The sequence below is a fragment of the Variovorax boronicumulans NBRC 103145 genome (assembly GCF_001591345.1).
GTDB classification, from domain to species: Bacteria; Pseudomonadota; Gammaproteobacteria; order Burkholderiales; family Burkholderiaceae_C; genus Variovorax; species Variovorax boronicumulans.
This window is the reverse complement of the sequence record NZ_BCUS01000035.1, coordinates 1-14035: the sequence shown is the minus strand read 5'-3', so window position 1 is coordinate 14035 and position 14035 is coordinate 1. Positions and strand designations below refer to the sequence as shown.

Annotated in this window: 10 protein-coding genes; 3 read left to right on the top strand and 7 right to left on the bottom strand. The window is 67.6% G+C overall.

Annotated elements, in window-relative coordinates; genetic code table 11:
- Window positions 1-10 precede the first annotated feature (10 nt).
- The 6 genes from VBO01S_RS12555 to ugpB form a co-directional block, all read right to left on the bottom strand.
- A complete protein-coding gene (locus tag VBO01S_RS12555; protein ID WP_062474488.1) occupies window positions 11-2524 on the bottom strand; it encodes a DUF3772 domain-containing protein in 2514 nt (837 codons plus the stop codon).
- 51 nt (window positions 2525-2575) lie between these two features.
- Window positions 2576-3322 carry a glycerophosphodiester phosphodiesterase gene (gene ugpQ / locus VBO01S_RS12550; protein WP_062474486.1) on the bottom strand — a complete coding sequence of 249 codons (747 nt, stop codon included), beginning with the start codon at window positions 3320-3322 and terminating at the stop codon, window positions 2576-2578.
- A 3-nt stretch (window positions 3323-3325) separates the two neighbouring features.
- On the bottom strand, window positions 3326-4333 hold the full coding sequence (gene ugpC / locus VBO01S_RS12545) for a sn-glycerol-3-phosphate ABC transporter ATP-binding protein UgpC (protein ID WP_062474484.1): 1008 nt from the start codon (window positions 4331-4333) through the stop codon (window positions 3326-3328).
- A gap of 2 nt (window positions 4334-4335) precedes the next feature.
- Window positions 4336-5187, bottom strand: a complete 852-nt coding sequence (gene ugpE / locus VBO01S_RS12540; RefSeq protein ID WP_062474482.1) for a sn-glycerol-3-phosphate ABC transporter permease UgpE — start codon at window positions 5185-5187, stop codon at window positions 4336-4338.
- Window positions 5188-5226: 39 nt separating this feature from the next.
- Window positions 5227-6108 carry a sn-glycerol-3-phosphate ABC transporter permease UgpA gene (ugpA, locus tag VBO01S_RS12535; protein WP_062474481.1) on the bottom strand — a complete coding sequence of 294 codons (882 nt, stop codon included), beginning with the start codon at window positions 6106-6108 and terminating at the stop codon, window positions 5227-5229.
- A 98-nt stretch (window positions 6109-6206) separates the two neighbouring features.
- Complete coding sequence (gene ugpB / locus VBO01S_RS12530) at window positions 6207-7517, bottom strand: sn-glycerol-3-phosphate ABC transporter substrate-binding protein UgpB (RefSeq protein ID WP_062474479.1); 1311 nt, start codon at window positions 7515-7517, stop codon at window positions 6207-6209.
- A 227-nt stretch (window positions 7518-7744) separates the two neighbouring features.
- On the opposite strand from ugpB, the gene serA reads away from it, so the two are divergent.
- From serA to VBO01S_RS12515, 3 genes are all read left to right on the top strand, one after another.
- The gene (gene serA / locus VBO01S_RS12525; protein WP_062474477.1) at window positions 7745-8977 is read left to right on the top strand and encodes a phosphoglycerate dehydrogenase; all 1233 of its coding nucleotides are present in this window, start codon (window positions 7745-7747) and stop codon (window positions 8975-8977) included.
- Window positions 8978-9159: 182 nt separating this feature from the next.
- Complete coding sequence (locus VBO01S_RS12520) at window positions 9160-13038, top strand: DUF3683 domain-containing protein (RefSeq protein ID WP_062474475.1); 3879 nt, start codon at window positions 9160-9162, stop codon at window positions 13036-13038.
- Window positions 13035-13472 carry an HIT family protein gene (locus tag VBO01S_RS12515; protein WP_062474473.1) on the top strand — a complete coding sequence of 146 codons (438 nt, stop codon included), beginning with the start codon at window positions 13035-13037 and terminating at the stop codon, window positions 13470-13472. The genes VBO01S_RS12520 and VBO01S_RS12515 overlap by 4 nt, the downstream gene beginning before the upstream one ends.
- Before the next feature lie 15 nt (window positions 13473-13487).
- Here VBO01S_RS12515 and VBO01S_RS32675 read toward each other — a convergent pair.
- Window positions 13488-14035: hypothetical protein (locus VBO01S_RS32675; RefSeq protein ID WP_062474471.1), on the bottom strand; the 548-nt coding region annotated here is incomplete at its 5' end.

Sequence of the window (14035 nt, the reverse complement as noted above, 5' to 3'; positions counted from 1 at the left end):
GGCAGCGGCGTCAGGTGCTGGTGGTGCCCGGCAGCGGAGACGCCGGCGTGGCCGGCGCCGGCGACGGCTCGGCGGGCAGCACCGGCGCGGGCGCCGCCATCACCAGCGTCGTGGGCGTGGCCAGCGGCAGGTCGGCCTGCTTGAGCGCGTCGAGGATCGTGAACAGCAGGTCGCTGCGCACGCCGCCCGCCAGCCGGGGGCTCGGCACGTAGGCGATGGCCTGGAAGATCAGCAGCCCGTTCTCGATGCCTTCGAGCGTGAGCGAGGGCGCCGGCGTTTCCAGCACGCCCTCGTGCGCGCGGCAGGCCTCGAGGATCAGCTCGCGCACGCGCTGCGCGTCGGTGGTCAGCGGCATGGGCAGGCGGATCAGCACGCGGCCTTCGGCGTTGGCCAGCGTCATGTTGCGCACGGTCTTGGTGATGAACTCCGAGTTCGGCACGATCAGCGTCGAGCGGTCGCCCAGCTGGATCTCGGTGGCGCGCACGTTGATGCGCCGCACGTCGCCCTCGGTGGTGCCCAGCACCACCCAGTCGCCCACTTTCACCGGCTGCTCGGCCAGCAGGATCAGCCCCGAGATGAAGTTCTGCACGATGGCCTGCAGGCCGAAGCCGATGCCCACCGACAGCGCGCTCGCCACCCACGCGATGCGCTCGATGCCGATGCCCAGCGCCGACAGCGAGAACGCCACCACCAGGATGCCGCCCACGTAGCCCAGCAGCGTGGTGATCGAGCTCTGCATGCCCGGTTCGAACTGCGTGCTCGGCAGGTAGCTGCGCGAGAGCCAGCGCTTGAACACCCGCAGCACGATGAAGCCGATCACGGCCACCGCCACGGCGCTGAGGATCGCGCCGGGCACCAGCTGGAATTCGCCCACCTTCACGCCGGTGCCGAGCTTGCCGCCGCGCTGGAACACCTCGCCCGGGCCCGTGCCCAGCGGCGCGGCCAGCGCCACCAGCATGTAGAAGAACAGCGCCACGCGGCTCAGGCCCGAGAGCACCGTGGCCGCCTGGTCGAGCGTCTGCGGCGCCAGGCCGAAGCTCTTCTGCAGCCGCTGGCCGGAGGCGCTGCGCGAGGACACCACGGCCATGAACAGGTCGTCGGCGAACTTGAACAGCACATAGAAGGCCGCCGCGACGATGCCGCTCCAGGTGAGCTGCGAGGCCAGGAAGCTCGCCAGCGCCACGTAGCCGAAGGCCACCAGCACCCAGATCGCGATCACCAGCACCACGATCAGCGCCACCAGCACCCCGACCCACATCGGCCGTTCCGGCAGGCCGGCCTCGGGCGCGTCGGCGCGCAGCGCCTTCAGGCGGTACACGACGGTGCCGACCAGCGCGGTGAGCAGCAGCGCCGTCGCCACGTGCGTGGTGACCACGGCGGCAAAGCTGGCGTCGATGAGCGCGTTGATCTCGGCCGGCGTCCACGCCAGCGCGGCCACCAGCGCCACCAGCCACGGCAGCGCCGACAGGCGCTGCGCCGTGAGGTCGGGAATGGCCGGCAGGCGCCACGACGGCCGCCCCGTGGCCAGCAGCCCGCGCCCCAGGCCGATGATGAACGCCATGAAGGTCAGCGTCTGCGCCGCCGATTGCAGCGCCTTGCGCGCCTGCGCGTCCCACATCGCGTGGGCCTTGAGCACTTCGACGACGCCGTGCGCGGCCACGGCGACCAGCAGCACGTGCGTGGCGACGATGGCGATCACCAGCAGCGAGCGGCGCAGCCGCCCGGCCGGCAGCACGCGCGTGGCCAGGCGCGCCAGCCCGCGCTCGGCGGCCCAGACGCCGAGCCAGGCGAGCAGCAGCGCGCCGATGAACGAGGCGATCACCGGTGTGCGGCTTTCGGGCTGCAGCGCCTGGTCGAAGCCGTCGCCGAGCGCTGCCCCGATCGCCTGCAGCCGCTCGAAGTCGTCGGGCCAAGCCTCGCGCAGGTCGTCCCAGAACTCGCCGCTGAGCGGCGAGGCGGCGCGGCTGGTGAGCTCGGCCTCGAACTGCTGGCGCCGCTGCGACACCACGTCGGTGCCGCGCTGGCGCACGTCGATCGCCAGCAGCTTGGCCAGGCGGATGTCCGCGTCGAGCGCGTTGCGCTCCTTGGTCAGCTGCGCGCGCTGGCGCGTGATGTTGGGGTCTTCGGTGGCGCCGGCGGCGGGCGGGTTGCCGAGTTCGCCGAGGCGCGCGTTCAGGTCGGCCAGCTCGCCGGCGCGGGCGGCGACGAACTTGTCGGCCTGCACGCCGATCTCGTTGATCTGCGCGAGCTGCTTGCGTGCGTCGTCTTCGGCGCCCGGAACGACACTGGCGTTGCCCTTGCCCGAAGGCGCGATGCGGGCGAACTGCGCGCGCAGTTCGGCGATGGTGGGGGGCGGGGCGGCCGCCGCCGCGGTGTTGGCGCTGTTGTTGGGGTTGCCGTTGCCTGCGTTCATGCTGGCGTCGGGCTGCGCGAGGGCGCTGCCGCACATCAGCAGGGCCCACACGGTCAACGCGGCCAGGAGGGCGGGGAGGCGCAGGCCCGCGAGGCGAGAGGTCCGATTCATGGCCGCATCATAGAAGCCGCCATGACGTAAGAACGGGTAAGAAATGCAGCCTCAGCCCGCGGGACTGAACAGGTCGACGCGGTCGGTGATGATGCCGTCGGTGCCCAGGTCGATGAGCCGCTGCGCGGCCCAATCGTCGTTCACCGTGTAGCTCAGCGAGCGCAGGCCCGCGCCATGCACCTGCGCCACGGTGGTGGCGTCCCACAGTGCGTGGTTGCAGACGATGGCCTGGCAACCCAGGTTCAGCGCGGTGTCGAGCCAGCCGTTCCAGAGCGTGTCGAGCAGCAGGCCGCGCGGCAGTTCGGGCTGCACGGCCTGGGCGCCCTTCAGCGCGTCGATCTGGAACGAGGTGAGCAGCGGTGGCACGGCCGCGCCCTGCCAGAGGCGCGCGGCTTCGCGTGCGACCACTTCGCCGGTCTCGCGTTCGGTGCCGGGTGTGGGCTTGATCTCTATGTTCAGCAGCAGGTCGTTGGCGCAGCAGAAGCGCGCCAGGTTTTCCAGCGTGGGCAGCGGCTCGCCCGCGAAGGCGCGCGAATGCCAGCCGCCGGCGTCGAGCTGCGACAGCGCGCTCCACGCCTGCTGGCCGCCGATGCCGTGGCCGTTGGTGGTGCGATCGAGCGTGGCGTCGTGCATCAGGAACACCACGCCGTCGGCGCTGAGCTTGGCATCGCACTCGAACATGCGGTAGCCGTGCGACGCGCCGAAGCGGAAGGCGGCCAGCGTGTTCTCAGGCGCCAGCTTGCCGGCGCCGCGGTGCGCGACCCAACGGGGGTAGGGCCAGGGGCTGCGTTCGGCCATCGCTCAGTCGGCGCGCTTGCCGGAGCCGGCGTCGAACCAGTGCAGCTTGTCTTCGCGCGCGGCGATCTTCACCGTGTCGCCGGCCACCGGCGGGTGGTCGCCTTCGTCGGTGCGCATGATGATCTGCTCCTCGCCGATGCGGCCGTACACCAGGCGCTCGGCGCCCAGCAGTTCGACCTGCTCGACCTGCACCGTCCAGCCGCTTTCGTCGAGCTTCATGTGCTCGGGGCGGATGCCCAGGATCTGGCCCGGGCGCACGCCCGGTGCGTGCTTGAGCAGGTTCATCGGCGGCGAGCCGATGAAGCTCGCCACGAAGGTGGTGGCGGGCCTGGAGTACACCTCTTCGGGCGTCGCGAACTGGTCCATCACGCCTCCGTTCATCACGATGATGCGCTGCGCCAGCGTCATGGCCTCGACCTGGTCGTGCGTGACGAACAGCGAGGTGATGCCGAGCTCGCGGTGCAGCTTCTGGATCTCGAGGCGGGTCTGGGCGCGCAGCTTGGCGTCCAGGTTCGACAGCGGTTCGTCGAACAGGAACACCTGCGGCTGGCGCACGATGGCGCGGCCCATGGCCACGCGCTGGCGCTGGCCGCCCGAGAGTTCGCGCGGCTTGCGTTCGAGCAGGTGGCCCAGCTCGAGGATCTTGGCCGCCTTGTCGACGCGCACCTTGATCTCGGCCGTCGGCACCTTGGCGATCTTCAGGCCGTAGGCCATGTTCGCGAACACGCTCATGTGCGGGTACAGCGCGTAGTTCTGGAACACCATGGCGATGTCGCGCTCGGAGGGTTCGAGCTGGTTCACGACCTTGCCGCCGATGCAGATTTCGCCGGCGGAGATTTCCTCCAGGCCCGCGACCATGCGCAGCAGCGTCGACTTGCCGCAGCCCGAAGGGCCGACGATGACGATGAATTCATGGTCGGCGATCTCGGCGCTCACGCCGTGGATGACCTGGTTGGCTTTCGGCCCGTGGCCGTAGCGCTTGATGACGTTGCGTAGAGAGAGAGCAGCCATAGTTATTTTTCAGTGTCCACGAGGCCCTTGACGAACCACTTTTGCATCAGGATCACCACCAGCGCGGGCGGCAGCATCGCCAGGATGGCGGTGGCCATCACGACGTTCCATTCGTTCTGTCCGTCGCCGCCGGCAATCATCCGCTTGATGCCGACCACCACGGGGTACATGTCTTCGCTCGTGGTCGCCAGCAGCGGCCACAGGTACTGGTTCCAGCCGTAGATGAACTGGATCACGAACAGCGCCGCGATCGAGGTCTTGGACAGCGGCAGCAGCACGTCGAAGAAAAAGCGCATGGGGCTGGCGCCGTCCATGCGCGACGCTTCGGTGAGCTCGTCGGGCACCGTGAGGAAGAACTGGCGGAACAGGAAGGTCGCCGTGGCCGACGCGATCAGCGGCACCGTCAGGCCCGCGTAGGTGTTCAGCATGTTCAGGTCGGACAGCACCTTGTAGGTGGGCAGGATGCGCACCTCCACCGGCAGCATCAGCGTCACGAAGATGGCCCAGAAGCAGATCTTCTTGAACGGGAAGCGGAAGTACACGATGGCGAAGGCCGACAGCAGCGAGATGGTGATCTTGCCGATGGCGATGACCATGGCCGTCACGAAGCTCACCCACATCATGTGCGCCACCGGGGCGTTGGAGCCCGCGCTGCTCTCGCGCCCGAACAGTGCGCCCTTGTAGCTGTCGACGATGTTCGAGCCGGGGGTCAGGGGCATCGGCGCCTGCACGATCTCCTGGGCCGTGTGCGTGGAGGCCACGAACGCCAGGTAGAGCGGGAAGGCGACGATGAACACGCCCAGGATCATGATGACGTGGGCCAGGATGCCCTGCGTGCCGCGTTTCTCAACCATGCTGTGCTCCGCCGGATTCGATTTGTTCTTGTTGCTTCATCAGTACTGCACTTTCTTCTCGACGTAGCGGAACTGGATGACGGTCAGCGCCACCACGATCACCATCAGCACCACCGACTGCGCGGCCGAGCCGCCGAGGTCGAGGCCCTTGAAACCGTCGTGGTAGACCTTGTAGACCAGGATGGTCGTGTCCTTGCCCGGACCGCCCTGCGTGGCCGCATCGACGATCGCGAAGGTGTCGAAGAAGGCGTACACCACGTTGATCACCAAGAGGAAGAAGGTGGTGGGCGACAGCAGCGGGAACTGCACGGTCCAGAAGCGGCGCCACGGGCGCGCGCCATCGATGGCCGCGGCCTCGATCAGCGACTTCGGGATCGACTGCAGGCCGGCCAGGAAGAACAGGAAGTTGTAGGAGATCTGCTTCCACACCGAGGCCATCACGATCAGCGTCATGGCGTGGCCCGAGTCGAGCAGGTGGTTCCAGTTGATGCCGATCTTGCCCAGGGCATAGGCCACCACGCCCAGCGAGGGCGAGAACATGAAGACCCACAGCACGGCCGCCACGGCGGGCGCCACGGCGTACGGCAGGATCAGCATGGTCTTGTAGAACATGCCGCCGCGCACGATGCGGTCGGCGAACACGGCCAGCATCAACGACAGGCTGATGCCGATGCCGGCCACCAGCACCGAGAACAGCGCGGTGGTCTTGAACGACTCGGCGTAGGCCGGGTCGTCGAACAGGTGGCGGAAGTTGTCGAACCCGACGAACTCGACCGACGTGCCGAACGCGTCCTGCTGCTGCAGCGACTGCAACAGCGCCTGGCCGGCCGGCCAGAAGAAAAACACGAGGATCACCGCCATCTGCGGTGTCAGCAGCAGCCAGGGCAACCAGCCCGAGCGAAAGAAAACGCGTTTTTCCATGAAGCCCCTACATAAAAAATCCCGCCCGGCGCACCCTGGAAGAAGGGCGTGCGGGGGCGGGCGATATTAGCCGGACACGGAGCCCGGATCTTCAATCGTTAGCTTTTGTTCGCCTTTTGGAAGCGTTCGAGCTGCTCGTTGCCGCGGGTCACGATCGAGTCGAGGGCTTCCTTGGCGGTCTTCTTGCCGCCCCAGACCTGTTCGAGCTCTTCGTCCTCGATGGCGCGGATCTGCACGTAGTTGCCCAGGCGGATGCCGCGGCTCTTGTCGGTGACCTTGCGGATCATCTGCGTCACGGCCACGTCGGTGCCGGGGTTCTGCTTGTAGAAGCCCGACTCTTCGGTGAGCTTGTACGAGGCGGTGGTGACCGGCAGGTAGCCGGTGCGCTTGTGGCTGGCGGACTGCACTTCAGGCGTCGAGATGAAACTGAAGAACTTGGCCACGCCCTTGTACTCGGCGGCCTTCTTGCCCGACATGACCCACAGGCTGGCCCCGCCGATCACGGTGTTCTGCGGTGCGCCCGGCACGTCCGGGTAGTAGGGCAGGGGGGCCAGGCCGTAGGCGAACTTGGCGTTCTTGGCCACGTTGCCGTAGAAGCCCGACGAGGTGTTGATCATGGCGCACTCGCCCGACACGAACGAGGCTTCAGGCACGTTGCCGCGGCCCTTGTAGATGAACAGGCCCTGCTTGGACATGCTGGCCAGGTTCTCGATGTGGCGCTGGTGCAGGGGCGAATTCACCTTCAGGCGCGCGTCCAGGCCCTGCAGGCCGTTGGCCTTGCTGGCGAACTCCACGTTGTGCCAGGCCGAGAAGCTCTCGACCTGCGTCCAGTTCTGCCAGGCGGTGGTGAACGGGCACTTGTGGCCGCTGGCCTTGAGCTTAGCGGCGGCGGCGACCACTTCGGGCCAGGTGGCGGGTGCCTTGTCGGTGGGCAGGCCGGCGGCCTTGAAGGCGTCCTTGTTGAAATAGAAGATCGTGGTCGAGCTGTTGAACGGGAAGCTCAGCATCTGGCCGTTGGGGGCGGTGTAGTAACCGGCCACGGCGGGGATGTAGGCGGACGGGTCGAACTTCTCGCCCGCGTCCTTCATGACCTGGCCGACCGGAATGACGGCGCCCTTGCTGGCCATCATGGTGGCGGTGCCCACTTCGAACACCTGCAGGATGTGCGGTGCGTTGCCGGCGCGGAAGGCCGCGATGGAGGCCGTCATCGATTCGTCGTACGTGCCCTTGAAGGTCGGGACGATCTTGTATTCCTTCTGGCTCTCGTTGAACTGCTTGGCCAGGTCGTTGACCCACTCGTTGTTGACGGCGGTCATGGAATGCCACCACTGGATCTCGGTCTGGGCCTGGGCTGCATTGAACAGCGTGGCGGCCAGCGCCGATGCCAACGCGAGCGTCTTGAATCGCATGAAGACTCCTGAAGGGAAAAAATGGAAAGCGCGAATGCTAGGGCATGTGCGTGACACAGCCGCGTCACATTGGGGCACGGACCGAAGGGTTCCTCCAATCGGGGAAACCCCTTTGGCGTCAAGCCCGGCGCGGGTTGCGGGCCTCATGCTGCGCTGCACCATGCTAGCATCGCCCTCCCTTTTTTGGCCTAGCTTGTCGCCATGGCCGGGGCTTCCTTGAGTACGCCATGAGCAGCAAAACCTCCCTCGACAAAAGCAGGATCAAGTTCCTTTTGCTCGAAGGCATCCACCCCTCGGCCGTGGAGGTGCTGCGCGCCGCCGGCTACACCAACATCGAGTCGCTGCCGGGTGCACTGCCCGACGCCGAACTCAAGGCCAAGATCGCCGACGTGCACTTCGTGGGCATCCGCTCGCGCACCCAGCTGACGGCCGAGGTGTTCGCCGCCGCCCACAAGCTGGTGGCCGCCGGGTGCTTCTGCATCGGCACCAACCAGGTCGACCTCGAAGCCGCCCGCGAGCATGGCGTGGCCGTGTTCAACGCGCCGTATTCCAACACCCGTTCGGTGGCCGAGCTGGTGCTGGCCGAAGCCATCCTGCTGCTGCGCGGCGTGCCCGAGAAAAGCGCCGTGGCGCACCGCGGCGGTTGGCTCAAGTCGGCCGAGAACGCCTTCGAGATCCGCGGCAAGACGCTGGGCATCGTGGGCTACGGCTCCATCGGCGCGCAGCTGTCGGTGCTGGCCGAGGCGCTGGGCATGCACGTGGCCTTCTACGACGTGGTCACCAAGCTGCCGCTGGGCAACGCCCGCCAGGTGCGCGAGCTGCACCAGCTGCTGGGCCAGAGCGACATCGTGACCCTGCACGTGCCCGAGACCCAGGCCACGCAATGGATGATCGGCGCGGCCGAGATCGCCGCCATGAAGCCGGGCGCCATCCTGCTGAACGCCTCGCGCGGCACCGTGGTCGAGATCGAGCCGCTGGCCGAGGCCCTCAAGAGCAAGAAGCTGCTGGGCGCCGCCATCGACGTATTCCCGGTCGAGCCGCGCACCAACAAGGACGAGTTCCTGTCGCCGCTGCGCGGGCTGGACAACGTGATCCTCACGCCGCACATCGGCGGCTCGACCATGGAGGCGCAGGCCAACATCGGGCTCGAAGTGGCCGAGAAGCTGGTCAAGTACAGCGACAACGGCACCTCGACCTCGTCGGTCAACTTCCCCGAGGTGGCGCTGCCGGCGCACCCGGGCAAGCACCGCCTGCTGCACATCCACCGCAACGTGCCGGGCGTGCTGTCCGAGATCAACAAGATTTTCTCGGACAACAACATCAACATCTCGTCCCAGTTCCTGCAGACCAACGAGAAGATCGGCTACGTCGTGATGGACATCGACGCCGCTTCTTCGGACCTGGCGCTGGAGAAGCTGGCCAAGGTGAACGGGACGATTCGCAGCCGCGTGCTGTTCTAAGCCCCTTGTCTTTCCCCCTCTCCCTCGGGAGAGGGCGGGGGTGAGGGCCGGCGGCCTCCACGGCAGGCATCGGGCCTGCCATAGGGAATAGCGGAACGGGAAGGGCAAAGACCCCAAGGCCTGCCCTAAAATCCATCCCCCGGCTACATGGGCGCGCAGCGCCTGGCCAAGGGCCCCACCCGATGAATGCTCCGACCGCGTTGAATACGCTGTTGTCACAGGCCGCAGAGCCTGTACGACTGCGCGAGATCCCTTACAACTACACCAGCTTCTCCGACCGGGAGATCGTGCTTCGCCTCCTGGGCGAACGCGGCTGGGACCTGCTCCAGACCCTGCGCGCCGAGCGCCGCACCGGCCGATCGGCGCGCATGCTCTACGAGGTGCTGGGCGACATCTGGGTGGTGCAGCGCAACCCCTACCTTGTCGACGACCTGCTCGACAACCCGCGCCGCCGCGGCCAGCTGGTCGATGCCCTGCGCCACCGCCTGGGCGAAGTGCAGAAGCGCCGCACCCCCGACAGCGACCTGCCGCGCGACCAGCTGGTGGGCGAGCTCACCGGCCTCGTCAGCCAGGCCGTCGCCGCCTTCGACGACACCTTCCGCGAAGTCGCCGCCCTGCGCCGCAAGGCCACGCGCGTGCTGCGCCGGCTCACGGCCAAGGACAACATCAAGTTCGACGGCCTCTCGCGCGTGTCGCACGTGACCGACGCCACCGACTGGCGCGTCGAGTACCCCTTCGTCGTGCTGTGCCCCGACACCGAGGCCGAGATGGCCTTGCTGGTCAAGGGCTGCATCGAGCTGGGCCTGACCATCATTCCGCGCGGCGGCGGCACCGGCTACACCGGCGGCGCCATTCCGCTGACCTGGAAGAGCGTGGTCATCAACACCGAGAAGCTCGAGGCCATGACCGAGGTCGAGCACGTGGCGATGCCCGGCCTCGACCACCCCGTGCCCACCATCTGGACCGAGGCCGGCGTGGTCACGCAGCGCGTGGCCGACGCGGCCGAGCGCGCGGGCTTCGTGTTCGCGGTCGACCCGACCTCCGCCGAGGCCTCGTGCGTCGGCGGCAACGTCGCCATGAACGCCGGCGGCAAGAAGGCCGTGCTCTGGGGCACGGCGCTGGACAACCTCGCCTCGTGGCGCATGGTCACGCCGCAGGCCGAATGGCTCGAAGTGACCCGCATCGGCCACAACCTGGGCAAGATCCACGACGCCGAGAGCGCCGTGTTCGAGCTGCAGTATTACGCGGCCGACGGCAAGACGAAACTGCGCACCGAGCGCCTCGACATCCCGGGCCGCACCTTCCGCAAGGAAGGCCTGGGCAAGGACGTGACCGACAAGTTCCTCTCGGGCCTGCCGGGCATCCAGAAAGAGGGCTGCGACGGCCTCATCACCAGCTGCCGCTGGGTGGTGCACAAGATGCCGGCGCACACGCGCACCGTGTGCCTCGAATTCTTCGGCAACGCGAAGGACGCCGTGCCCAGCATCGTCGAGATCAAGGACTTCATGTTCGCCGAGCAGAAGCGCTCGGGCGTGCTGCTGGCCGGCCTCGAGCACCTGGACGACCGCTACCTGAAGGCCGTGGGCTACGCCACCAAGTCGAAAAAACACGGCGGCCTGCCCAAGATGGTGCTGTTCGGCGACATCGCGGGCGACGACGCCGACGCGGTGGCGCGCGTCACCTCGGAAGTGGTGCGCATCGCCAACTCGCGCAGCGGCGAAGGCTTCATTGCCATCAGTCCCGAGGCGCGCAAGAAATTCTGGCTCGACCGCAAGCGCACGGCCGCCATCAGCAAGCACACCAACGCCTTCAAGATCAACGAAGACGTGGTGATCCCGCTGCCGCGCATGGCCGAGTACAGCGACGGCATCGAACGCATCAACATCGAGCTGTCGCTACAGAACAAGCTCGCGCTCACCGACGCGCTCGAAGCGTTCCTGACGCGCGGCAACCTGCCGCTGGGCAAGACCGACGACGCGCACGAGATCCCGGCGGCCGAGCTGCTGGAAGACCGCGTGGTGCAGGCCGTGGCGCTGGTGCACGAGGTGCGCGCGCTGTGGGCCGGCTGGCTGCAGAACGTCGACTCGCTGTTCCCGCAACTGCAGGACCACACGCTGCGCGCGAGCTGGAAGACCCAGCTGCGCCAGCCGCTGCAGGAGATTTTTTCGGGCGCCGAGTTCGGGCCGATCCTGGCCGAGTGCACCGCCATCCACAAGCAGGTGCTCAAGGGCCGCGTGTGGGTCGCGCTGCACATGCACGCGGGCGACGGCAACGTGCACACCAACCTGCCCGTCAACAGCGACAACTACGAGATGCTGCAGACCGCGCATGCCGCGGTGGTGCGCATCATGGCGCTGGCACGCAGCCTGGACGGCGTGATCTCGGGCGAGCACGGCATCGGCATCACCAAGCTCGAGTTCCTCACCGACGAAGAGCTGCGCCCGTTCACCGAATACAAGGCCCGGGTCGACCCCGAGGGCCACTTCAACAAGGGCAAGCTGCTGCGCGCGCCTGCCGGCCAAGCGCAGACGCTGCACGCCGACCTGACCAATGCCTACACGCCGAGCTTCGGCCTCATGGGGCACGAGTCGCTGATCATGCAGCAGAGCGACATCGGCGCCATCGCCGACAGCGTGAAGGACTGCCTGCGCTGCGGCAAGTGCAAGCCGGTGTGTGCCACGCACGTGCCGCGCGCCAACCTGCTGTACAGCCCGCGCAACAAGATCCTCGCGACCTCGCTGCTGGTCGAGGCCTTCCTCTACGAGGAGCAGACCCGGCGCGGCATCAGCATCAAGCACTGGGAAGAGTTCGAGGACGTGGCCGACCACTGCACCGTGTGCCACAAGTGCCTCACGCCGTGCCCCGTGAAGATCGACTTCGGCGACGTGTCGATGAACATGCGCAACCTGCTGCGCAAGATGGGCCAGAAGAGCTTCCGTCCCGGCAACGCGGCCGCGATGTTCTTCCTGAACGCGACCAACCCGCAGACCATCAAGGCGGTGCGCGCCGGCATGGTGGGCATCGGCTTCAAGGCGCAGCGCATGGCCAACGACCTGCTGCGCGGCCTCGCGAAGAAGCAGACCGGCGCGCCGCCGGCCACGCTGGGGCCTGCGCCCATCAAGGAGCAGGTGATCCACTTCATCAACAAGAAGATGCCGGGCAACCTGCCGAAGAAGACGGCGCGCGCGCTGCTGGACATCGAGGATGCCGACTACGTGCCGATCATCCGCGACCCGAAGACGACCACCTCGGAAACCGAGGCGGTCTTCTACTTCCCGGGGTGCGGGTCGGAGCGGCTGTTCTCGCAGGTGGGCCTGGCCACACAGGCGATGCTCTGGCACGCGGGCGTGCAGACCGTGCTGCCGCCGGGCTACCTGTGCTGCGGCTATCCGCAGCGCGGCAGCGGCCAGTTCGACAAGGCCGAGAAGATGATCACGGACAACCGCGTGCTCTTCCACCGCGTCGCCAACACGCTCAACTACCTCGACATCAAGACGGTGGTGGTGAGCTGCGGCACCTGCTACGACCAGCTGCAGGGCTACCAGTTCGACAAGATTTTCCCGGGCTGCCGGATCATCGACATCCACGAGTACCTGCTCGAAAAGGGCATCACCCTGGCCGATGCGGGCGGTGGCGGCTACCTGTACCACGACCCCTGCCATTCGCCGATGAAGCAGCAGGACCCGATGAAGACCGTGAAGGCGCTGGTCGGCGACAACGTGCTCAAGAACGACCGCTGCTGCGGCGAGTCGGGCACGCTGGGTGTGTCGCGGCCCGACATCTCGACGCAGATCCGCTTCCGCAAGGAAGAAGAGCTGAAGAAGGGCGAGGCCGCGCTGCGCGAGAGCGGCAATGTCGGCGCGACCGGCAACGTGAAGATCCTCACCAGCTGCCCGAGCTGCCTGCAAGGCCTCTCGCGCTACGGCAACGACCTGAACAACGGCCTGCTCGAAGCCGACTACATCGTGGTCGAGATGGCCAACAAGCTGCTCGGCGACGACTGGATGCCGAACTACGTGGCGGCCGCCAACCAGGGCGGCATCGAGCGGGTGCTCGTATGACGGCAGTGGCGGGTTGCCCGCTGTGCGACGCGCCCGGCGGGCGTGTCGTGTTCGAAGGCGCGAAGCTGCGCGTCATCCATGCGCAGGAAGAAGGCTTTCCGGCCTTCTACCGCGTGGTGTGGCGCGACCATGCGGCGGAGTTCTCCGACCTCGACGCGGCCGACCGCGTGCTGTGCATGGAGGCCGTGGTGCGCGTGGAGCAGTGCCTGCGCGACGCGCTGGCGCCCACCAAGCTCAACATCGCCGCGCTCGGCAACATGGTGGCGCACCTGCACTGGCACGTGATCGCGCGCTTCGACTGGGACAGCCATTTCCCCGGTTCGGTCTGGGCTGCCGTGCAACGGACCGCGCCAGCCGAGCGGCTGGCCGCCGTGCAGGCGCTGCTGCCGCAGGCGGAGGCCGACATGGTCCGCCGGCTCGCGTCGCTGGCCTGAGGCCTTCGTTTCTTCTTAGTTGGCCGCGGCGGTGCGCGTCGCGCTGCCTGCCTTGCGGTCCGCGCAGGCCTGTTTGAATTCCGGCGTGGCGCGCGTTTCCTTCGAGAAGCGCTTCGAGGCCACGCTGCCATCCCTGCACACGCGATCGAGCTCGGCCTGCGCGCTCTTGTTGCCCGCATGCGCGGCATGGGCCAGCAGGCGCACCGCGTGGAAGGGCAGCGCGCCCGAGCTGCCAGATGACGCGGTTGCTGCAGTGGTCGTCGGCTGCGGTGTTGCTGCAGCCTTGACCGGCTCCGCAGGCAGCGTGCGTGCGGTGCCCGCCGAGGTCGGCATGCGCTCGACGGCGGTGAAGTCGCCGCTCTTGCCGGCGCGCTCGACCATCTGCCGGTAGTTGTCCATCATGAACGACGTGTCCTTGGGCGTGAGCTCCTTCGCCGGCTTGGCAAGGTAGGCCGCGACCTCGGGTGGCAGCGCGGCGTTCACGGTGCTCAGTTCATGCGCGCCGCCGAAGCCGCGCGAGCCGGCCTGGGCGGCATGCGCGGCGTCGTCGCCCAGCGCCATCG

Excerpts from the sequence above, each read along its gene's own strand:
- VBO01S_RS12555 (WP_062474488.1), bottom strand. The coding sequence starts at position 2,524 with ATGAATCGGACCTCTCGCCTCGCGGGCCTGCGCCTCCCCGCCCTCCTG.
- ugpQ (WP_062474486.1), bottom strand. The coding sequence starts at position 3,322 with ATGGCCGAACGCAGCCCCTGGCCCTACCCCCGTTGGGTCGCGCACCGC.
- ugpC (WP_062474484.1), bottom strand. The coding sequence starts at position 4,333 with ATGGCTGCTCTCTCTCTACGCAACGTCATCAAGCGCTACGGCCACGGG.
- ugpE (WP_062474482.1), bottom strand. The coding sequence starts at position 5,187 with ATGGTTGAGAAACGCGGCACGCAGGGCATCCTGGCCCACGTCATCATG.
- ugpA (WP_062474481.1), bottom strand. The coding sequence starts at position 6,108 with ATGGAAAAACGCGTTTTCTTTCGCTCGGGCTGGTTGCCCTGGCTGCTG.
- ugpB (WP_062474479.1), bottom strand. The coding sequence starts at position 7,517 with ATGCGATTCAAGACGCTCGCGTTGGCATCGGCGCTGGCCGCCACGCTG.
- serA (WP_062474477.1), top strand. The coding sequence starts at position 7,745 with ATGAGCAGCAAAACCTCCCTCGACAAAAGCAGGATCAAGTTCCTTTTG.
- VBO01S_RS12520 (WP_062474475.1), top strand. The coding sequence starts at position 9,160 with ATGAATGCTCCGACCGCGTTGAATACGCTGTTGTCACAGGCCGCAGAG.
- VBO01S_RS12515 (WP_062474473.1), top strand. The coding sequence starts at position 13,035 with ATGACGGCAGTGGCGGGTTGCCCGCTGTGCGACGCGCCCGGCGGGCGT.